The following is a 19,832-nucleotide window of genomic DNA, read 5'->3' as shown; positions in this document are numbered from 1 at the left end:
TGTCGTGGTTACTGCTTTTTCTGGTCGTCGTTGACTTCTTCATACTCGGCGTCGACCACGTCATCTTCCTTCTTGGCGCCAGCGCCTGCCTCGGCGTCGCCCGCCTGCTGGCCGGCATCTGCCTGCTCGGCGTACATCTTCTGCGCCAGGTTGCCGGAGGCCTCGGTCAAGGCATCAAGCTTGGCCTGGATGGCGTCCTTGTCATCGCCTTGCAGGGCTTCTTCGAGTTCCTTGATGGCGCTCTCGATAGCCTGCTTCTCTTCCTCGGACGCCTTGTCACCGGCTTCCTCGAGGGTCTTGCGCGAGGCGTGGATCATGCCATCGGCCTGGTTGCGCAGTGCGACCAGTTCTTCGAACTTCTTGTCCTCATCGGCATGGGCCTCCGCATCGCGGACCATCTGCTCGATCTCGTCATCGGACAGGCCGCTGGAGGCCTTGATGACGATGGACTGCTCCTTGCCGGTCGCCTTGTCCTTGGCGGACACATTGAGGATACCGTTGGCATCCAGGTCGAAGGCGACTTCGATCTGCGGTACGCCACGCGGTGCCGGCGGAATATCGGACAGGTCGAAGCGGCCGAGTGACTTGTTGCCGCTGGACTGCTTGCGCTCACCCTGCAGCACGTGAATGGTCACGGCTGTCTGGTTGTCATCGGCAGTCGAGAACACCTGGGTCTTCTTGGTCGGAATGGTGGTGTTCTTCTCGATCAGCGCCGTCATCACGCCACCCAGGGTCTCGATGCCCAGGGTCAGCGGCGTCACGTCGAGCAGCAGCACGTCCTTGACGTCACCGCCAAGCACGCCACCCTGAATCGCAGCACCCACGGCCACGGCCTCGTCCGGGTTGACGTCCTTGCGAGCGTCCTTGCCAAAGAACTCGGCCACCTTGGACTGCACCATCGGCATGCGGGTCTGGCCACCGACCAGGATCACGTCGTCGATCTCGGAGGCAGACAGGCCAGCGTCCGACAGAGCGGTCTTGCACGGTGCCAGCGAACGGCTGACCAGCTCTTCCACCAGTGACTCGAGCTTGGCGCGGGTCACCTTGACGTTGAGGTGCTTCGGGCCAGTGTTGTCAGCGGTGATGTAAGGCAGGTTGACGTCTGTCTGCTGCGCGCTGGACAGCTCGATCTTGGCCTTCTCGGCAGCTTCCTTCAGGCGCTGCATCGCCAGGTTGTCCCCGGACAGGTCGATACCGCTGTCGGCCTTGAACTGATCGACCAGGTAGTTGATCAGCTTGAGGTCAAAGTCCTCACCACCCAGGAAGGTATCGCCGTTGGTGGCGAGCACTTCGAACTGGGTTTCGCCGTCGACGTCAGCCACTTCGATGATGGAGATATCGAAGGTACCGCCACCCAGGTCATAGACCGCGATGGTCTTGTCACCGCGCGACTTGTCCATGCCGTAGGCCAGGGCAGCAGCGGTCGGCTCGTTGATGATGCGCTTCACTTCCAGACCGGCAATGCGGCCGGCGTCCTTGGTAGCCTGACGCTGGCTGTCATTGAAGTAGGCCGGCACGGTGATGACCGCCTCGGTCACGGCTTCGCCCAGATAGTCCTCGGCGGTCTTCTTCATCTTCTTCAGCACTTCAGCGCTGACCTGGGGCGGCGCAAGCTTCTTGCCCTTCACCTCGACCCAGGCGTCACCGTTGTCGGCTTCGGCGATGGTGTACGGCACCATCTTAATGTCCTTCTGGACAACGTCGTCCTTGAAACGACGGCCAATCAGACGCTTGATCGCGTACAGGGTGTTTTCCGGGTTGGTCACCGCCTGACGCTTGGCCGCCTGCCCCACCAGAGTCTCGCCATCATCGGTGTAGGCGATGATGGACGGAGTGGTGCGTGCGCCTTCTGCGTTTTCGATTACCTTGGCGCTGTCGCCGTCGAGCACGGCCACACAAGAGTTAGTGGTACCAAGGTCAATGCCGATGATGCGTCCCATAGGAAATCCTCGAATTCGTGTATTGCGTAACTAAAGTTCGTGTTGCGGCGTTAACCGCGGGGTTGCCGACTATCTGGGGGGCGTTATCGCCGTTTTCAAGTCCCCATCCGCTTTCCGGCGCGACAACCCTTAACGTTTTCGGGCGTCCGGCTTAGCCGGCGGCCTGGCTGACGACCACCATGGCCGGGCGCACCAGTCTGCCGTTGAGCACATACCCCTTTTGCATCACGTCCATGACGGTGTTGGGCTCAAGTTCGGGGTTGGGCACCATGGCCATGGCCTCGTGGAACTGCGGATCAAACGGCTCGCCATGGGGTTCGACAATGTCGACACCAAACTTGCCCAGCACGTCGAGCTGCATCTTGAGGGTCATGGAAACCCCTTCGCGATGCGCTTCAGAGGCATCTTCGCCCATGGCCTCAAGGGCTTTCTCGAGACTATCTACCACCGGCAGAAGGTCCTTGATGAACTTCTCCAGCGCGAACTTGCGGGCCTTTTCAGCCTCGGCTTCTGCACGGCGGCGAACGTTCTGCGCCTCTGCCGCTGCACGCAGCGCCTGATCCTTGGCATCGGCCACGCTCTGCTCGAGCTCTTCGACCCGTGCGGCCAGCACCTCAGCCTCAGGATTGTCACTGCCTTCCACGGCGTCGCCCTGGGCGTCATCCTCAGCCAAGTCGATGATGTCATCCAACTCGCCTTCGATCGCTTCGGCAGTCTCTGCAGACTGCTGCGGATCGCCTTCCTGTTCCTGGCGTGCGAGTTCGTCATCCAGCGGGGTCTGGGGATCTTTGGCCATGTGCAGCCTCCTGAAGCATTCCAACAATCGCGGTGGCACCGCCTGTAAAGTGATTGACCGCAAGGAAGCGTGACATCGCCTGCTTCCCTCGGCCGCAAACTGCAGGGATATATGGGGCTGGCCAGGACAATCTCAAGGGCCCCGAAGGCTGATCTGACTCACACGAACAGCCATTTGCCGATGACGGCGCCGACATCGGCACGTCGGCGTGCATTGTCGGCGTGCCTCAACTACTGTATAAAACACCAAGTCATGGATAGATAACCAGTACCCGTCTACCGCCCTCCCGGCACGGATGCGTCCATCCTTCCATCCTCACCGGGATCAAGCATTGAGCACCTACCGCTACCTGCTCCAGGTAGCGTCACCCGGAGGCCCGCATGCTGACCGAACTCTCGATCCAGGATTTTGCCATCGTCGACCACCTCGAGCTTGAGCTTGACGGTGGCATGACCGCTATTACCGGGGAAACCGGTGCAGGCAAGTCCATCCTGCTCGGCGCCCTCGGGCTCTGCCTGGGTGAGCGTGGCGACGCGGGCAGCGTCCGTCACGGGCAATCTCGCGCCGACCTGAGCGCACGCTTCGATATCAGCGGCCTACCCAATGCACGCACCTGGCTGGAGAGCCGAGAGCTGTCTGCCGATGACTGCCTGCTGCGTCGTGTCGTGACCAAGAGCGGTCGCTCCAAGGCCTGGATCAATGGTCAGCCGGCCACCATCGCCGACCTGAAGTCCCTGGGCGAGACCTTGATCGAGATCCATGGTCAGCATGCCCATCAGGCGCTGCTGGCAGAGGACACCCACCTCAGGCTGCTGGATGACCTGGCCGGCCACCGCGAGTCGGTGGCACGCCTGGCCGAGCTCTACCGTGAGTGGCAGGCCACCCGCCGCCAGCTCAAGCGCCTGGCCGACGACAGCGACGACATTCGTGCGCGTCGGCAGCTGTTGCGCTACCAGGTGGAAGAGCTCGACCAGCTGGGCCTGGGCGAGGAGGAGCTCGACAGCCTGGAACAGGAACAGGAACTGCTCGCCCACGCTGAAACGCGCTTGGCAGAGACCCAGTTTGCACTGGATTGCTGTGACAATGACGAGGGTGGCGCACTGCCGTTGCTGCACCAGGCCACCCAGCGCCTTGCGGCCTTGCCGGGCAGCAACCAGGGGGCACTGGCTAACGCTCTGGCGCTGCTGGGGGATGCCAGCATCCAACTGGAAGAGGCTGGAAGAGAGCTTCACCAGGTCATGGCAAGTGTCGAACTCGACCCTGAGCGCCTGGCATGGGTCGAGCAACGACTGGCTGAAACCCACCGAATCGCCCGCAAGCATCACGTGTTGCCAGAGGAGATCGTCACCCTGCATCAGCGCCTGTCCACCGAGCTGGAAGGCCTTGAGGGTGGCGACGAGGACCTGGAAGCACTGACCGAAAAGGCCGATGCCCTCAAGGCAGAGTGGCGACAGTTGGCGGAAAAGGTCAGCGGTGAACGCCACAAGGCGGCGAAGCGCTTTGGCAAGGAGGTTCAGCAGCAGCTGGCCTTCCTGGCCATGGGCAAGGCGCGCTTCGAGGTAGAAGTCAGCCAGCGAGATGCCGCCGCCCCCGAAGGCATGGACAGGGTGCGCTTCTTGATTGCAGCCAACCCCGGCCAGCCACCCAGGCCCCTGGCCAAGGTCGCCTCTGGGGGTGAGCTGTCACGCATCAGCCTGGCGATTCAGGTCATCGCGGCACAGCACTCGACCATTCCTTGCCTGGTGTTCGATGAAGTGGATGTCGGGGTATCAGGCGCCACGGCCGAGATCGTGGGGCAGCTACTCAAGCGTCTTGGCGAAGGTGGCCAGGTATTGACGGTCACACACCTGCCACAGGTCGCCGCACAGGCGCACCACCATCTGCATATCGAGAAGAAGGCCCGCAAGGACAGCACCTCGACGCATATGGCGCTACTGGACGAGGCCGGACGAGTTGGCGAGCTGGCTCGCATGCTGGGAGGGGTCAAGCTATCCGATCAGACGCTCGCCCATGCCCGCGAGATGCTCGACGCCAGCCAGCGCGCCCACCATTGACCGACGGACACACTGCACACATCCGTCGACAAAAAACAGGCAGACACAACAAAGCCTCCACCCTAGGGCGGAGGCTTGTACACCTAAGCTCAGGCAAGGAGCGCCAATCTTAACGCTTGGCGATACCTTCCTGACGAGTGGCCTTGGAGCCTTTCGGTCTGACGTAGAGGACCAGCGCATGGTCCACGAGCTCAAAACCGTGCTCTTCCGCAATTTCTTGCTGGCGACGCTCGATGGTTTCATCGAAGAACTCGATGATTTCGCCACTTTCCAGGCACACCATGTGGTCATGATGCTCTTCCTGAGAGAGCTCAAAGACCGCATGGCCACCGTCGAAATTGTGTCGTATCACCAGGCCCGCTGACTCGAACTGAGTCAGGACACGATATACCGTGGCCAGGCCTACATCTTCGCCAGCTTCGAGCAACGTCTTGTACACGTCCTCGGCACTCAGGTGGTGCTGATCGGTGGCAGATTCGAGGATCTGCAGGATCTTAACGCGCGGCAGGGTGACTTTCAGTCCGGCCTTGCGCAATTCATGGTTCTTGTCGGCCATGGTTGCTCTTCGCAGTATCAGGTAGGGTCGGGTATGATCGACCGACCCCACGATAGTGAAGAACAGGCGCAAATGCAAAAGCTGACCGGAATTGTCACCCTTTCACTGGCCCTGGCACTGACCAGTGGCTGCACCTATTTCAGCGTGTACAAGCGCGACCTGGCCCAGGGCAACCTGGTGACCAACAATATGGTCGAACAGCTGCGCCCAGGCATGTCACGCCAGGAGGTCATCAACCTGATGGGCTCTCCGCTGCTGGAGGCGCCGTTTAACGCCGAGCAGTGGGACTATGTCTATCGACTGGATGAAGCCTACGGAGATGTGATGCAACGACGCGTCACGCTGACCTTTGCTGGCAACAACTTGGTCAACATCGAGCGCGATGGCGACTTCAGCATGGACCCGGACGTCGCCGGCAAGCATAGCTACGGTGTCGGACCGACCAGCGGCGGGGCCGATGACAACCCCGACGGCGAGGCCAACATCGAACCTATCTACAACCGCACCGTCGATCCCGAGCGGGAGTAAGCCCTCGAAAGGATCGGCTGCAGCCCCGACGCACAGGCCCGCGACCGCTGATCATCTCAGCGGTCGCGGGCTGCGCGCTGCGCGCGGGCCTGTTTCGGATCAATCTTCAGCGGGCGATAGACTTCGACACGGTCTCCGTTACGCAGCACGTGCTGCGACGGGTCACGCAGCGTCTTGCCAAAGATGCCAAGGCTGGCATCGGTGAAGGTGTCTGCAGGCAATTCAGGAAACAGCGCCGGCAGATGTGCCGCCGCCACGGCTTGAGTGGCCGTCGTCCCAACCGGAAGTCGCAGCGCCACCAGCCTCTGCTTGTGCGGCAAGGCAAAGGCGACCTCGACCGTGATGCGCTCCTGTGCCGTCGCGGGAGCGTCAGCGTCCATACAGCTCATCAGCACGACGAGTGAAGGCATCTACCTGCTGGCCGGCAATCTGCTGAAAGACCTTGCCGAACGCCATGCCCAACAGCCGACTGGAAAACTCGAAGTCCATTTCCAGGCTCACCTTGCACACGTTGTCGCCCATAGCAGTGAACTTCCAGCGCCCGCTCATGCGCTTGAACGGCCCTTTTACCAACGACAGCTCAATCCGCTCCGGCTCGTGAAGGTCATTACGGGTCACAATGGTCTGCTCGATCCCGGCCCTGCCCAGGGTCATCTCCCCCACCAGGTGTGAAGGCTCTTCCTCCACCAGGCGGGCACGGCGACATCCCGGCAGGAACTCAGGATAGCTTTCGAAATCGTTCACCAGATCGAACATCTGCTTGGGAGTGTGCCGCACCATGGCGGATCGATTGACGGTTGGCATTGACCTCTCCGCTGACTTCCAGAAGCCCAGGGCGTATCATGAGCGGTTGTTTCGGCCTTGAATGGTATCACGCTTCCACCGCCGGACTGGACTCCCTCTTCGAGGAGCAATGCCGAGGAGTCATCCAGCCACCAGGCTCGACGGTGCCGTCGTCGCCTTGCTGCAGCGGCAGGAATGGACAGATGCATCAGAGGCCACCCCGATGACGATAACGTCCTCGGGACCGACTCAGAGATCAAAGAGGTTCCATGGCCAGCAAGAAGGGAAAGGACAAGGGTCCTGGCAACAACACCATCGCCCAGAACAAGAAGGCACGCTTCGAGTACCACATCGATGAGACCTTCGAGGCCGGCCTGGCGCTGGCGGGGTGGGAAGTCAAAAGCCTGCGCGCCGGCAAGGCCCAGCTCACCGACACTTACATCCTGGTCAAGAATGGTGAGGCATGGCTGTTGGGCAGCCATATCATGCCGCTGAACACGGCCAGCACCCACGAAGTGGCAGACCCCACACGAACACGGAAGCTACTGCTGCACCGCAAGGAGATCGCCAAGATCTTTTCGCGCACCCAGGACAAGGGCCACACCTGCGTCCCACTCAAGCTGTACTGGAAAGGCAGCCGGGTGAAATGCGAGCTTGCGCTGGTAACGGGCAAGAAGCTGCATGACAAGCGCGCTACCGAGAAAGACCGGGACTGGCAGCGGCAGAAAGGTCGCGTAATGAGGGAACAAAATCGCGCCTGAAGCGTCAGATCTGGCACTTCCCGCAGTATCTTTGGTACACTGGCGGGGCGTTACGGGGGCGACATGGTTTCGACGCCGATGACAACCCCTGAGGTGCATGCCGAGAGCGTGATGTATCTCGTAAATCCAACATCACGATTAAATAGTCGCAAACGACGAAAACTACGCTCAGGGCGCGCTGGCAGCTTAAAACCTGTTAGCTTCTTGTCCTACCCGGCGGCGACGCGCTCATCCGTTGCCAATGGGCTATGAGCCAAGATAGGTGAGATCGCGGTTGGCGCTGTCCTCTCGTCAATCGCTAAACTTACGAGGAATCGCGTTTCAGGATCCTGCCCGTCGGAGCCTGAGGCGTTAAACAAAATGACGGAACTAAGCATGTAGAGCCAATGGGCGAGTGTCGGCGGACGCGGGTTCGATTCCCGCCGCCTCCACCAACACCGACGAAAGAACCTCCCACCGGGAGGTTTTTTTGTATCTACGAGCATCAGAGACAGACCCCAGGGCGAGTGTCGGCGCTTTCTACACACCCCGGGCTCGATTCCCGCCGCTTCCACCAGCACCGACGAAAAAACCACCTCATCAGCAGGTGGCTTTTTTGTGTCTGTAGGTATCAAAGACCGCCCCCTGGGCGAGTGTCGGCGCTTTCTACACACCCCGGGTTCGATTCCCGCCGCCTCCACCAACACCGACGAAAAAACCACCTCATCAGCAGGTGGCTTTTTTGTGCCTGCAGGTACCAGAGGCAGACCCCAGGGCGAGTGTCGGCGCTTTCTACACACCCCGGGCTCGATTCCCGCCGCCTCCACCAACACCGACGAAAGAACCTCCCACCGGGAGGTTTTTTTTGTATCTGCAAGGCGAGTGTCGGCGCTTTCTACACACCCGGGCTCGATTCCCGCCGCCTCCACCAGCACCGACGAAAAAGCCACCTCATCAGCAGGTGGCTTTTTTGTGCCTACAGGTACCAGAGGCAGACCCCAGGGCGAGTGTCGGCGCTTTCTACACACCCCGGGTTCGATTCCCGCCGCCTCCGCCTCCACCAACACCGACGAAAGAACTTCCCCCAGGGGGGGGCTGCAGGCATCAGAGACAGGCCGAGGGAGAATGTCGGCACGTACACGCCCCTTCCTATGCCCTGAGTTCGTCTGTCAGCGCTTCTGCCAGGCATTACACAGGGCCCCGCTTGTGTGGCAATGCCAAGATCTGCAGAATCTCGCTTTATTTCCCATCATCAGGAGCCTACCGATGGACCGCCTTTTTATTTACGGCACGCTGGGCCCAGGGCGCCCCAACGAACATGTGATGCAGCGGATTGGCGGGCAATGGGTGGCTGGCACTACCCGCGGACGGCTGCTGGAAGCCGGCTGGGGAGCCGCCATGGGCTCTCCCGGCATGGTGCCGGACGCACAAGGTGAGCTGATCAGCGGTCATGTCTTCGAATCAGACAATTTGCAGCACCACTGGCAGGAGCTCGATGAGTTCGAGGGACCTGAGTACCAACGCGTACTGGTCACCGTCACTCAGCAAGACGGCAGCCAGGTTGACGCCTACATCTACGCACTTCGCGACCACGACTAAGTCATCCCGAAGCCTGCCTCTTTAGACCTCTACACCATTGACGGATAGCGAGCGCTCCCCAATGGAGCTCGCGTGGAAAGATTTGCAATGAGACACCTGTCCCCAGGTCAATAGATGGCCAAAACTTAAGACTGCCTTAAGGCCACCTCCGTCATACTGACGACGTTGGCGACGTGCCGGGCGAGGATCTGGGGTATGCGAGCATTATTGGTGGAAGACGACCCGTTGCTGGGTGACGGCATCAAGGTCGCGCTGGAGCGTGAGGGCTACGCCGTGGACTGGTTTACCCAGGGCTCTCAGGCGCTCCGGGCCATGGCGTGCGAACCCTTTTCGGTCATGGTTCTGGACCTGGGTCTACCGGACTGCGATGGGGTCGATCTACTGCGTCGCCTGCGCCTTACCAGCTCTCTGCCCGTTCTTATCTTGACCGCTCGAGATGCCATCGAGGACCGCATTCAAGGACTGGACGCCGGTGCCGATGACTACGTGCTCAAGCCATTTGACCTGCAGGAGCTGCTGGCCCGCCTGCGTGTCATCACGCGGCGCGCCGCCGGGCGCGCCAGCTCGACCGTCGACATTGGTTGCCTGTCCATCGATGAAGCTCGACACCTTGTGGACTGGCAGGGACACCAGGTCACCCTGAGCCGACGCGAATTTGCCCTGCTGTCTGAACTTGCCAGGCACCCTGGCCAGGTGCTGTCGCGGCCCCGGCTGGAAGGACTGCTGTATGGCTGGGGCGAGGAGCTCGAATCCAATGCACTTGAAGTGCATGTCCACCACCTTCGCAAGAAGCTTCACAAGGAAATGATCACCACAGTGCGCGGCATCGGATACCGCCTCAACACCGATTTCCTGGCGCCTTCCCCATGATGTCGATTCGTCGCTACCTGTTCAGAACCCTGGCGCTGACGCTGACCCTGGTGACCATTCTTTCGGTCATCGCCGCCTGGCTGATCTCGCAGAACGAGCTGGAAGAAATTCTTGATGCGCAGCTGGCCATCACCGGTCGCGGGTTGATGAGCATGCTCCCCGCCGAACCTGAAGCGGAAGATTACGAGCGCCTGGCACAGTGGATGGATCAACGTAAAGCAAGCACCAGGCTCTACGCCGAAAGCGGTGCGGTGCGCAGCCTCGACCAGGCTGACGGACAGATCTTTCACCATGAAGAACGCAAGGTCGGCTTTGGCCTGTGGAACGATGCCGGCAAGCCCCTGCTGATCGGCCCAGGCTGGCATGATGCCAAGGCTCAGATGACCGCGCCCGTCGAGCAAGGCTTCCGCTGGCGCTCGCTGGAGGAATCGCGTTGGCGAGTGTTCGCCCTGCACGATGACTCCCGTGGGCTATGGTTGCAGATCGGCATCGAGCGGGAGTTTTTCTCCGATATCATCGAGAGAATTGCCCTTAACCAGCTGTGGCCGATGGTCTTGCTGATGCCCCTTTGCCTATTGCTGGTGCTGCGCCATATTCGCCGCGGCCTGACGCCGATCCGTCGCTTGTCCGAGCAAGTCGAGCACCGTGATTCCGGCGACCTGGGCGAAATCCTGCTCGACGTACCCGATGAATTAAAAGGCTTGAGGGGCGCCCTGAATGACTTTCTGAAACGCCTGAAGGCCGCCCTGGAGAAGGAGCGACGGTTCACCGCCGATGCGGCGCACGAGCTACGCACCCCGTTGGCCGCCATGAAGATCCACCTGGACAATGCCATCGCTGGCGAGAGCAACGCCCTGCCCAAGGCACGTCAGGGCGTCGAGCGCCTGCAGCGCGTGGTCGAGCAGCTACTGGTGCTCGCCAGGGTCGATCGACACTCGAGTGCAGCACATGAGCAGGTGGATCTCCGCGCCCTGCTGCAGGACCTGGCCGCGGAGCTCTGGCCGCTGGCCCAGGCCCGGAATCAAATCATCGAGCTGGTCGATCTGCCCCACGTCTTCGTTGCCGGTAACGCCACAGAGATTGGCATCATGGTGCGCAACCTGATGGACAATGCGTTGCGCTATTCTCGCGACAACAGCACCGTTCATGTGACCCTGGAATCGGCGTCCTCCGGCCCGATACTGTGCATTCTCGATAGTGGTCCAGGCATCGCCGAGAGCCACCTCAATCGCGTGAGCGAACGCTTCCACCGTGCCAGCGACTCATCGGTGACCGGCAGTGGTCTTGGGCTCTCCATCGTCACCGCCATGGCACGTCAACAGGGCGTGAGCCTGTCACTCTCCAATCGGTCCCAGGGCGGCTTGTGCGCTCGCCTGGCGTGGTCTTAGGTCAGCACAGGGGCGCACCATGGCGCCCCCGTCCCAACGGATAACACCGCACTATTAGACGGTGAAGTATGTAAGGCATTCCTCCCTTCTTGAGCGGCACACAGCGCCCGTTTTCTACAAAAATGTGCACGATCCCCGCCTCTCCTGGCACGTCCTTCGCTCAACAAGTCTTTGCCCTACGCGCCAGGCCATGCTAATCAATGAGGGTGTGTTCGAAGGCTTTCCTACAAGAGACCGCCTCTACCTCATGCCTCCCCTTTTCATCAGCTACCCACAGGTAGCCCAGGCCATCCAGGGTGAACATATTCCCTGGCTTGTGGTGCTGTCTTGCCTGGTGGCGCTGGTGTCGGTCTACTCTGCCATGGCCGTGGCAGAAAGGGTCAATGCCTCCCGCTGGAAGCACCGCCGTCAGATCTGGTGGCTTGCCGGGGGCACCATGATGGGACTTGGCATCTGGAGCATGCACTTCACCGGCATGCTGGCCTATCGCCTGCCCTTTCCTGCCCATCATAGCCTGGGCCTGACCCTGGTCTCTCTGCTGCCCGCTATAGCAGCAGGGCTCATTGCGGTTGCTGCCATGGCACGCAAGGGACTTTCCACCGCTCACAAGGTGGTCGCAGGCTGCATTCTCAGCGCGGGAATTGCCACCATGCATTACACCGGCATGGCGGCCATGCAGCTACCTGCGAGCATGCGCTTTTCGCCGACTCCGCTGATCTTGTCTCTGCTGATTTCTCTGCCGTTCGGCATCGCCAGTATTCATTGCTTTCACGCCGCGAGAGACCTGCCCCGCTTTCATGGCATTCGTCTCGGCAGCCTCATCGCGGCAACCTTGGCATCGCTGGCCATTTGCAGCATGCACTACTCGGCCATGATGGCCGTGCACTTCTTGCCCGAACCAGGCTGGGAGGCGATTCCCCACAGTGCTGGCCATGACGCTATCGTGGCGATCGCCGTTATCGTGCTTGCCTCATTGTTCGCATTGACGGCGCTGGCGTCGGTGCTGGTCGATCGCAAACTCCAGGACAGCGCCGCCCGCATGCAGGTGTCCCGGCGTCAGCTGGTGGATGTCATCGAGTCGATGCACGATGGCGTCGTGCTGCTCGACCAGCGCGCACGTATGGTGATGTGCAACCACGCCTTCGAGACGTTGACCGGGGTGCCGCACACCGATCTCCAGGGCCACTCGCTGCTGCGCCTCAATACCCTGCTGCGCTTCGATCACTATCGCGGCAACATTCTGCGTTCGCTGAAAGAGAACGGCGCCTGGATCGGCGATGTGGAGGTTCGTCATCGTGCCGGCCATCGCTTTCCCGCACGCCTGAGCATCAACCGCGTGCGCGCCGAAGAAGACAGCGCAGGCCACTTCGTGGCGACGCTAAGTGATACCACGGCGCACCACAATGCCCAGCAGCGCATCCGCTATCAGGCCTATCACGATGCCCTGACGACACTGCCCAACCGCAGTTCGCTGCAAGAACGCATCCATGCGCTGCAGCTGGCCAGTGATGTCAGCGGGCGCCATATCATGCTGCTGCTTGTCGATATCGATAACTTCAAGGGCATCAACGACGCCCTGGGGCAGGCCACCGGCGATCGCCTGCTCAAGGCCCTGGCCGCCAGGCTGAAGCCCTGGGCCAGACAGCCGAGCGATCTGGCACGCCTTTCCAGCAACGAATTCGCCCTGCTCTATGACGGACTGTCGGTGACGCCAGAGAGTGCCATGGACCAAGCCCGCAGCAAGGCCCGGCAGGTGCTGGAAAGCCTCAACGGCGACTACTCCCTCGCCGGAGAGCGTCACAGTTGCCACGTCAGCGGGGGCTTCCTGCTGTTTCGCGGGGGAGAGCTTGGCGTCGGCGAGCTGCTCAAGCGGGCAGGACTGGCGCTTCTTGAAAGCAAGTGCGAAGGGGTACAGCGCCCCTGTGCCTTTGAAGCCTGCATGGTTGAACGACTGGACGCCCGCCTCAGGCTGGAGCGACAGCTCAAGACCGCCGTCGAGGAAGATCAGCTACGACTTCACATGCAGCCACAGGTGGATGATCTGGGCAACATCCTCGGCGCCGAGATGCTGCTGCGCTGGGAACACCCCGAACGCGGCCTGATCTCCCCCAGCACCTTCATCAGCCTGGCGGAGGAAACCGGCCAGATTGTCGAGCTGGGCAACTGGGTGCTGCACCAGACCTGCCAGCTGCTGGCCGAGTGGCAGCAGCATGAGCGCCGACGACATTGGACCCTGTCGGTCAATGTCAGCGCGAGAGAGTTTCAACGCGCTGATTTTGTCTCCGGGGTCAAGGCAGCCTTGGCCAAGACCGGTGCCCCCGCCCGCCAGCTCACCCTGGAGCTCACCGAATCGCTGATGCTGGGAGAGGCCTATCCGGTGATCGATACTCTGGGCCAGCTGCGTGATCTCGGAGTGCGCTTCGCCATCGATGACTTCGGCACCGGATACTCTTCTCTGGCGTATCTCAAGCGGCTTCCCCTGGATACGCTCAAGATCGACGTTGCGTTTGTTCGCGACCTGACCGAAGACCCTACCGCAGCCCCCATCGCCCAGACCATTATCGCCCTCGCCCAGACCCTCAAGCTGGGCGTCATTGCGGAAGGCGTCGAGACCATTGCACAACAGGAGCGACTGCTGGAGCTTGGCTGTCGCTCCTTTCAGGGCTACCTTTACTCGGTCCCGCTTCCGCTCAAGCAGTTCCTGGCACTCGCGACACGCCCCTGCTTGCCGATGACCGAACCCGCGCCAAGTCAACAATAGGGCAGCCTAACTGGCATCACGGCAGCGCCAAACTTGCAATACTGTCACCAATTGGCAAGATGGACACCTTGACCCGAGGCGATACCATCCCCCATGAACGACCCCCTCAACCACGACGAACGCGCATCGCTGATCTCTCCTGAAAGCCACGTCGAGGGGTTTCGCAAGGCAAGGGATGCTCGCCGCACCGAGCTCATCGAAGACTATGTCGAGTTGATCTCAGATCTGATCACCGACGGCGGTGAAGCGCGTCAGACGGATATCGCCCGTCGCCTGGGCGTGGCCCAGCCCACGGTGGCCAAGATGCTCAAGCGCCTCGACGAGGAAGGCCTGATCATCAAGCGGCCCTATCGCGGCATCTTCCTCACCGAGAAGGGGCAGGCCCTGGCGGATGCCAGTCGCGAACGCCACCAGATCGTCGAAGCGGTGCTGATCAAACTCGGCATCACTCCCGAAACCGCCAGGGTCGACGCCGAAGGCATTGAACATCACGTCAGCGCAGAAACGCTGGCGGCCTTCGAGCGCTTCCTCGAGCCCTGACAGTCTTCAACGCTGCCAAACCCTGCGCCCACGCCTGGCGTCGGCCCAAATATAGTCAACGTCCATTGATGCGATTGAGGCGCGCCTCTTGACGATTGCCCTGTATCTCGCCAAAACTTAGCCTTGTCTATAAATGATAGCCAAATGGCACGTTGGCGCGATACTCGCGCTTGCCCATCATCAAGGGAGTCCTGTTCATGCATCGTTCGGCCCTTCTGCTTCCGCTGCTGACGGCTACCAGCCTGTCGAGTATCGGCCTTGCCCATGCTCAGGATGACACCGCTGGGGAGGTATCGCCCCTCGCCACCGTCGTGACCATCGGGATGCTCAGTGATCTGGTCGAGCAGGTGGGCGGAGACTGTGTTGCGGTCAATACCATGATGGGTCCGGGCATCGATCCACATCTCTACCAGGCGAGCGCCCGGGACGTGCACGATCTCGATGAGGCTGAGCTGATTCTTTACAGCGGCTTTTCGCTGGAGGGTCAGCTGGGCAAGGTCTTCGAGCGATTCTCGCGCATCAAGCCCACCGCTGCCGTCAGTGAGCAGGCGATTACCGACGATCAGGTTATCCACACCCAGGACGCCTACGGCGTGGACCCCCACCTGTGGATGGATGCAGCGCTCTGGGCCCAGAACATCCCGACCATTGCCGCCCTGCTCAGCGAGCAGCGCCCTGACTGCGCTGCGGCGATCGATGCGCGTGCAGAGGCCTACCAGGCATCGCTGCTCGCGCTCGATGAGTGGATCCAGGCCAGTATCGACAGTATCCCAGCCGATCAACGCATCCTGCTGACCGCCCACGATGCGTTTGGCTATTACGGCCGCGCCTATGGCATCGAGGTTGCCGGCATTCAGGGGCTTTCCACCGCCACCGAGACCGGTGTCGCCGATATTCGGCGCATGGCAGACAAGGTCGTGGCCCAGGGGGTACCCGCCATGTTTGTGGAGAGCACCATCAACCCACGTACGGTGCAGGCGGTCATCGATGCGGCTGCCGACCAGGGTCACCGTATCGCTATCGGCGGGCAGCTTTACTCTGATGCCATGGGCGACGAGAACACCCCGGAAGGGACCTATATCGGCATGCTGAAGAGTAATACCGAGCAGATTGTCGCGGCACTCGGTGGCCACACCGTTGCCTGGCCAGACAGCCTCGCCGACTGGACCGAGCGAGTGGCACAAGCCACCCAGATGCCCAGCGAACCTTAAGTATGTAGCGCGCGTCGCCCTGCCAGACGGGGCGACGGCGACAGGAGCGACCCCATGAGCCAGCAGCTGCACGAACCGAACCTTGCCCTGCACGTAGAGGACCTGACCGTCAGCTACCACGGCAAGCCCGTATTGTGGGACATCGACTTTGACGTGCCGCCCGGCGTGATGGCCGCCATTGTCGGGCCCAACGGCGCCGGCAAGAGCACGCTGATCAAGAGCATCCTCGGCCTGGTCCCGAGCATCGCTGGCCACGTCACCCTGCACGGCCATCCCTACCGCCAGGCCCGGCGCCGCGTCGGGTATGTGCCGCAGCGCTCGACGGTGGACTGGGACTTTCCCACCACGGCGCTGGACGTCGTCACCATGGGACTTTACGGACGCCTGGGATGGCTCAGGCGTCCGGGGCGACGCGAGCGACGTGAGGCCATGGCGGCGCTCGAGATGGTGGGCATGGAACGCTTTGCCGAGCGCCAGATCAGCCAGCTCTCCGGCGGCCAGCAGCAGCGGGTGTTCCTTGCCCGTGCTCTGGTGCAGAACGCCGATGTCTATTTCCTTGATGAGCCCATGGCCGGCGTCGACGCGACCACGGAGCGCGCCATCGTCGATATCCTCAGGCGCCTGCGCGATCAGGGGAAGACGGTCATCGTGGTGCATCACGATCTGCAGACGGTTCGCAGCTACTTCGACTGGATGCTGATGCTCAATGTCAGAGTGATCGCCCAAGGTCCGGTGGACGAGGTCTACACCGCCGACAACCTGCGGCGTGCCTATGGGGGCCAGATTGCCCTGCTTGACGATGTCACCAGTGCCATCCCCGGCCCACGCGCCCCGGCCAATTCTGAGGAGGTGCCGGGATGAGCCTGGCCAGCCTCCTCGGTGACTACACCCTGCAGAATGTGGTGCTCGGTGCTGCCATGCTGGGACTGGTGAGCGGCGTGCTGGGCTCTTTTGCGGTGCTGCGCAAGCAGAGCCTGCTCGGCGATACCCTGTCCCATGCAGCGCTGCCAGGGGTCTGCCTGGGCTTCATCATCGCCGGGGGTCGTGAAATGGGCAGCATTCTTGCTGGCGCGCTATTTACTGGCTCCCTGGCTGCCCTGGTGATGCTGCTGCTGACCCGCATGAGTCGGCTCAAGACCGACGCCGCCCTGGGCATCTCGCTGAGCGTCTTCTTCGCTATCGGCGTAGTGCTGCTGACGTACATTCAAGGCACGGGCAACGCCTCCCAGGGCGGCCTGGATGCCTTTCTGTTCGGCCAGGCGGCGGCCACGCTGAGAAGCGACCTGTGGATCATGGCTGCCGTGGGCGGCGTGGCCCTGGCCTTGGTCGCCGGCCTGTGGAAAGAGTTCAAGCTGGTGTCCTTCGATGCCCAGTTTGCCGCGACCCAAGGCATGCCAGTGTCGCTGCTGGATGGGTTGATGACGATCATGATCGCCCTGGCGGTGGTCATTGGCCTGCAGATGGTCGGCGTGGTGCTGATGGCTGCCATGGTCATCGCCCCTGCCGTTGCCGCCCGTCAGTGGGCCAACCGGCTCGAGTCGATGGTGGCATTGTCGGCGCTGTTCGGCATTCTCGGCGGTGTCGTGGGCGCCGTCATCAGCGCCACGGGCCCCGGCCTTGCGACGGGTCCGCTGATCATCCTGAGCCTTTCCAGCGTGGTCCTGGTGTCCCTGCTATTCGCCCCCAGACGTGGCTTCTTGTGGGAGATCCTCAAGCTGCGACGTGACCGACGCCAGCTCCGCTACCAGCGCGTGCTGACCACGCTTTACCAGCTGGCAAGCCACCACGCAGACCGCCACTATCGCTCAGAAAAACGCATGCTGGACACCTATCTGGGCGCAGATAGCCGCAGGGCTCTTGCCCGCCTGATGGCTCGCGGACTGATCATCGAGCAGGATCCTCCCCCCCATGAGCCCGGCAACAACAAACGCTGGGTACTGACGCCAGCAGGCTGCCAGGAGGCAGAACGCATTCTGGCGACGCTCGGGCAGGAGCAAGCACACTAATGGCCACCCTATTCGACAACATCCCACTGATGATCATGCTGGTCGGGGCGCTGGTGGGCATCGCCTCTAGTCTGGTCGGCACCTTTCTGGTGCTGCGCGGGACCAGCATGCTGTCAGACGCCATCGGTCACTCTATCGTGCTTGGCATCGTGGTCGTCTGGCTGGCGACCCATCAGGCCAACGGCCCGGTGCAGATCATCGGCGCAGCGCTGACCGGCATCCTTACCGTCTTCTTGACCGAACTGCTGGTCTCGACGCAAAGGGTCAAGAAGGATGCCGCCATTGGTCTGGTGTTTCCCGTGCTGTTTTCGCTGGGCGTGCTGCTGATCAACCTTTACGCCAGCGACGTGCATATTGACGCCCATACGGTGCTGCTGGGGGAAATCGGCTTCGTCTGGCTCGATACCCTGACCATCGGAGGCGCGGAGGTGCCCCGCGCGCTGATCTCCATGGGCGCCATGACCTTGCTCAACCTGCTGTTTGTGGCGGCCTTTTACAAGGAGCTGAAGCTCGCCACCTTCGATGAGGCCCTGGCCAAGGCATTAGGCTTCGCCCCCACGGCACTGTTCTATGCCTTGCTGATGTTGACCAGCGGTACCGCCGTCGCAGCCTTCGATGCTGTGGGTGCGGTGCTGTTCGTGGCATTCGTCATTGTTCCGCCATCCGCGGCGTATCTGCTCACCGACCGGCTATGGAAGATCTTTGTCTATGCCTCGCTGATCGCGGCCGCCTCCAGCGTCTCCGGCTATATGCTGGCGGTGGCATGGGACGTGTCGATTGGCGGCATGATGGCCGTCATGACCGGCGTCTTCCTGGCTCTGGCCTTTCTGCTCGGTCCGCGCTATGGCCTGTGCGCCCAGTGGCTGAGCCGTCGCCGCCAGCGAGACCTCAACGAAAGCCGTACCCTGATGGTGCACCTCTATCACCACGAAGATGGCCCCGAAAAGGCGGTGGAAAACGTAACCCAGGCGCTGCGCGAGCATCTGATGTGGACACCTGCCAGGGCGCGTCGCGCGGTTGAGTTATCCCGCCAGCGCCAGCTTGTCGTGCAGGAGGGTGAGCGCTTGCACCTCACCCAGGCGGGCCGGCACATGGCGCGAGAGATTCTGGAGCCAGGCGCCAAGGACGGCAGCTGATACCAGGCAACGACGTCAACGGGGCAGCCAGAGGCTGCCCCGTTGACGTTAAACTGGCAGAAGCACAGCTCTTGCCTCAGATCTTGATATCGTAGTCCACGTACTTGTGCATCAGCTCGTCGTAGGTGCCGTCTTCCTTGATCTCGGCCAGGGCCTGATTGAACTGTGCGGCCAGGTCTTCGTCGCGAGGACGAAACGCCACCGCCACACCGTGGCCAAAGTAGGACTTGGGCTCACGGATCAGCTCGGAGCTGACCACTACCTCGCTGTCGGCCTCGTCCACCTGCAGGTTGGCCAGCGCCAGCGGGTAGTACATGAAGGCACTGTCCAGGCGTCCGGTCTTGACGTCCAGCGCCAGGTCCTCGGCGGTGGCATAGCGACGCACTTCCATGATGTCGCCGTAGGTATCGGTGATGAAGCGATCACGAATGGTGCCGCGCTGCACGCCAACGGTCAGGCCCTCCAGGCTCGCACGGTTGTCGGGATCCACTTCACTGCCGCGCAGCGTCACCCAGACGCTGGGGTTGGAATAGTAGGGCTCGGAGAACAACACCTGCTGGCGACGCTCTTCAGTGATCGCCATGGACGACATGATGGCGTCGTACTTGCGGGCCATCAGCCCCGGGATGATGCCATCCCAGCTTTGCTCGACCCATTCACATTGACGCTGGATGCGCCGACACACTTCTTCCCCAAGCTCTACCTCGAAGCCCGTCAGGGTGCCATCAGGCAAGCGGTACTCGAAGGGCTCGAACGGGATATCCACCCCCAGCTTGAGCGGCTCGTCGGCCTGGGCCGTTGTCACCAGGGTCGAAGCCGACAAAGCGGTGAGCCCCAGCAGGGCACTCAATAGCACAGGACGAGAAAACGATCGCATCCGTAAGTTCCTTTTTGCGTTATGGTTATTGGTCTATGCCTTGTGGG

General features: G+C 61.6%; 18 protein-coding genes and 1 other RNA gene. 13 read left to right on the top strand and 6 right to left on the bottom strand.

The genetic code is table 11. The features are described from left to right. Nucleotides 1-8: 8 nt before the first annotated feature. Nucleotides 9-1,940 carry a molecular chaperone DnaK gene (gene dnaK, locus KUW18_RS06365; RefSeq protein ID WP_206942450.1) on the bottom strand — a complete coding sequence of 644 codons (1,932 nt, stop codon included), beginning with the start codon at nt 1,938-1,940 and terminating at the stop codon, nt 9-11. 151 nt (nt 1,941-2,091) lie between these two features. Continuing rightward, nucleotides 2,092-2,736: a nucleotide exchange factor GrpE gene (grpE, locus tag KUW18_RS06360; protein WP_222162151.1), complete on the bottom strand. Its 645-nt coding sequence runs from the start codon at nt 2,734-2,736 to the stop codon at nt 2,092-2,094. Nucleotides 2,737-3,116: 380 nt separating this feature from the next. On the opposite strand from grpE, the gene recN reads away from it, so the two are divergent. Next, nucleotides 3,117-4,790 carry a DNA repair protein RecN gene (recN, locus tag KUW18_RS06355; RefSeq protein ID WP_222238012.1) on the top strand — a complete coding sequence of 558 codons (1,674 nt, stop codon included), beginning with the start codon at nt 3,117-3,119 and terminating at the stop codon, nt 4,788-4,790. Nucleotides 4,791-4,899: 109 nt separating this feature from the next. On the opposite strand, the gene fur is transcribed toward recN, so the two are convergent. Beyond that, a complete protein-coding gene (fur, locus tag KUW18_RS06350; protein ID WP_206942445.1) occupies nt 4,900-5,346 on the bottom strand; it encodes a ferric iron uptake transcriptional regulator in 447 nt (148 codons plus the stop codon). 33 nt (nt 5,347-5,379) lie between these two features. On the opposite strand from fur, the gene KUW18_RS06345 reads away from it, so the two are divergent. Then, nucleotides 5,380-5,874, top strand: a complete 495-nt coding sequence (locus tag KUW18_RS06345; RefSeq protein ID WP_308126691.1) for an outer membrane protein assembly factor BamE — start codon at nt 5,380-5,382, stop codon at nt 5,872-5,874. Nucleotides 5,875-5,930: 56 nt separating this feature from the next. Here KUW18_RS06345 and KUW18_RS06340 read toward each other — a convergent pair whose 3' ends face one another. Then, complete coding sequence (locus tag KUW18_RS06340) at nt 5,931-6,254, bottom strand: RnfH family protein (RefSeq protein ID WP_222162153.1); 324 nt, start codon at nt 6,252-6,254, stop codon at nt 5,931-5,933. Continuing rightward, entirely contained in the window at nt 6,244-6,678 is a 435-nt protein-coding gene (locus tag KUW18_RS06335; RefSeq protein WP_206942443.1) for a type II toxin-antitoxin system RatA family toxin, read from the bottom strand. Before KUW18_RS06335 ends, KUW18_RS06340 begins: the two co-directional genes overlap by 11 nt. A gap of 248 nt (nt 6,679-6,926) precedes the next feature. Between KUW18_RS06335 and smpB the strand changes: the two genes are divergently transcribed. From smpB to KUW18_RS06280, 11 genes are all read left to right on the top strand, one after another. Next, on the top strand, nt 6,927-7,418 hold the full coding sequence (gene smpB / locus KUW18_RS06330) for an SsrA-binding protein SmpB (protein WP_206942442.1): 492 nt from the start codon (nt 6,927-6,929) through the stop codon (nt 7,416-7,418). 54 nt (nt 7,419-7,472) lie between these two features. Continuing rightward, nucleotides 7,473-7,852, top strand: a transfer-messenger RNA (tmRNA) gene (ssrA, locus tag KUW18_RS06325). Nucleotides 7,853-8,663: 811 nt separating this feature from the next. After that, nucleotides 8,664-8,996 carry a gamma-glutamylcyclotransferase gene (locus KUW18_RS06320; protein ID WP_206942404.1) on the top strand — a complete coding sequence of 111 codons (333 nt, stop codon included), beginning with the start codon at nt 8,664-8,666 and terminating at the stop codon, nt 8,994-8,996. A 195-nt stretch (nt 8,997-9,191) separates the two neighbouring features. Next, on the top strand, nt 9,192-9,866 hold the full coding sequence (locus tag KUW18_RS06315) for a response regulator transcription factor (RefSeq protein WP_206942402.1): 675 nt from the start codon (nt 9,192-9,194) through the stop codon (nt 9,864-9,866). Next, nucleotides 9,863-11,254: an ATP-binding protein gene (locus KUW18_RS06310; protein WP_222561011.1), complete on the top strand. Its 1,392-nt coding sequence runs from the start codon at nt 9,863-9,865 to the stop codon at nt 11,252-11,254. The genes KUW18_RS06315 and KUW18_RS06310 overlap by 4 nt, the downstream gene beginning before the upstream one ends. Nucleotides 11,255-11,501: 247 nt before the next feature. Next, nucleotides 11,502-14,015 (top strand): EAL domain-containing protein, encoded by a 2,514-nt coding sequence (locus KUW18_RS06305; protein ID WP_222561010.1) that lies wholly within the window; start codon nt 11,502-11,504, stop codon nt 14,013-14,015. Nucleotides 14,016-14,108: 93 nt separating this feature from the next. Continuing rightward, a complete protein-coding gene (mntR, locus tag KUW18_RS06300; RefSeq protein WP_206942395.1) occupies nt 14,109-14,555 on the top strand; it encodes a manganese-binding transcriptional regulator MntR in 447 nt (148 codons plus the stop codon). A 197-nt stretch (nt 14,556-14,752) separates the two neighbouring features. Next, complete coding sequence (locus tag KUW18_RS06295) at nt 14,753-15,766, top strand: metal ABC transporter solute-binding protein, Zn/Mn family (protein ID WP_222162156.1); 1,014 nt, start codon at nt 14,753-14,755, stop codon at nt 15,764-15,766. Between the two features lie 54 nt (nt 15,767-15,820). Continuing rightward, nucleotides 15,821-16,627, top strand: coding sequence for a metal ABC transporter ATP-binding protein (locus KUW18_RS06290; protein ID WP_206942391.1), 807 nt, complete (start codon nt 15,821-15,823; stop codon nt 16,625-16,627). Continuing rightward, complete coding sequence (locus KUW18_RS06285; protein WP_206942389.1) at nt 16,624-17,772, top strand: metal ABC transporter permease; 1,149 nt, start codon at nt 16,624-16,626, stop codon at nt 17,770-17,772. The genes KUW18_RS06290 and KUW18_RS06285 overlap by 4 nt, the downstream gene beginning before the upstream one ends. Further along, a complete protein-coding gene (locus KUW18_RS06280) occupies nt 17,772-18,908 on the top strand; it encodes a metal ABC transporter permease (RefSeq protein WP_222238007.1) in 1,137 nt (378 codons plus the stop codon). The genes KUW18_RS06285 and KUW18_RS06280 overlap by 1 nt, the downstream gene beginning before the upstream one ends. 76 nt (nt 18,909-18,984) lie before the next feature. Here KUW18_RS06280 and KUW18_RS06275 read toward each other — a convergent pair whose 3' ends face one another. Next, nucleotides 18,985-19,785 carry a transporter substrate-binding domain-containing protein gene (locus tag KUW18_RS06275; protein ID WP_222561009.1) on the bottom strand — a complete coding sequence of 267 codons (801 nt, stop codon included), beginning with the start codon at nt 19,783-19,785 and terminating at the stop codon, nt 18,985-18,987. Nucleotides 19,786-19,832 lie beyond the last annotated feature (47 nt).

This window comes from Halomonas sp. DP5Y7-2 (assembly GCF_019802025.1).
GTDB lineage: Bacteria > Pseudomonadota > Gammaproteobacteria > Pseudomonadales > Halomonadaceae > Halomonas > Halomonas litopenaei_A.
The sequence above is the reverse complement of the archived record's forward strand: the minus strand, read 5'-3'. Positions and strand labels throughout refer to the sequence as shown.

Bases quoted from the DNA above. Each gene is read 5' to 3' on its own strand.
- dnaK (WP_206942450.1), bottom strand. From the start codon at position 1,940: ATGGGACGCATCATCGGCATTGACCTTGGTACCACTAACTCTTGTGTG.
- grpE (WP_222162151.1), bottom strand. From the start codon at position 2,736: ATGGCCAAAGATCCCCAGACCCCGCTGGATGACGAACTCGCACGCCAG.
- recN (WP_222238012.1), top strand. From the start codon at position 3,117: ATGCTGACCGAACTCTCGATCCAGGATTTTGCCATCGTCGACCACCTC.
- fur (WP_206942445.1), bottom strand. From the start codon at position 5,346: ATGGCCGACAAGAACCATGAATTGCGCAAGGCCGGACTGAAAGTCACC.
- KUW18_RS06345 (WP_308126691.1), top strand. From the start codon at position 5,380: ATGATCGACCGACCCCACGATAGTGAAGAACAGGCGCAAATGCAAAAG.
- KUW18_RS06340 (WP_222162153.1), bottom strand. From the start codon at position 6,254: ATGGACGCTGACGCTCCCGCGACGGCACAGGAGCGCATCACGGTCGAG.
- KUW18_RS06335 (WP_206942443.1), bottom strand. From the start codon at position 6,678: ATGCCAACCGTCAATCGATCCGCCATGGTGCGGCACACTCCCAAGCAG.
- smpB (WP_206942442.1), top strand. From the start codon at position 6,927: ATGGCCAGCAAGAAGGGAAAGGACAAGGGTCCTGGCAACAACACCATC.
- KUW18_RS06320 (WP_206942404.1), top strand. From the start codon at position 8,664: ATGGACCGCCTTTTTATTTACGGCACGCTGGGCCCAGGGCGCCCCAAC.
- KUW18_RS06315 (WP_206942402.1), top strand. From the start codon at position 9,192: ATGCGAGCATTATTGGTGGAAGACGACCCGTTGCTGGGTGACGGCATC.
- KUW18_RS06310 (WP_222561011.1), top strand. From the start codon at position 9,863: ATGATGTCGATTCGTCGCTACCTGTTCAGAACCCTGGCGCTGACGCTG.
- KUW18_RS06305 (WP_222561010.1), top strand. From the start codon at position 11,502: ATGCCTCCCCTTTTCATCAGCTACCCACAGGTAGCCCAGGCCATCCAG.
- mntR (WP_206942395.1), top strand. From the start codon at position 14,109: ATGAACGACCCCCTCAACCACGACGAACGCGCATCGCTGATCTCTCCT.
- KUW18_RS06295 (WP_222162156.1), top strand. From the start codon at position 14,753: ATGCATCGTTCGGCCCTTCTGCTTCCGCTGCTGACGGCTACCAGCCTG.
- KUW18_RS06290 (WP_206942391.1), top strand. From the start codon at position 15,821: ATGAGCCAGCAGCTGCACGAACCGAACCTTGCCCTGCACGTAGAGGAC.
- KUW18_RS06285 (WP_206942389.1), top strand. From the start codon at position 16,624: ATGAGCCTGGCCAGCCTCCTCGGTGACTACACCCTGCAGAATGTGGTG.
- KUW18_RS06280 (WP_222238007.1), top strand. From the start codon at position 17,772: ATGGCCACCCTATTCGACAACATCCCACTGATGATCATGCTGGTCGGG.
- KUW18_RS06275 (WP_222561009.1), bottom strand. From the start codon at position 19,785: ATGCGATCGTTTTCTCGTCCTGTGCTATTGAGTGCCCTGCTGGGGCTC.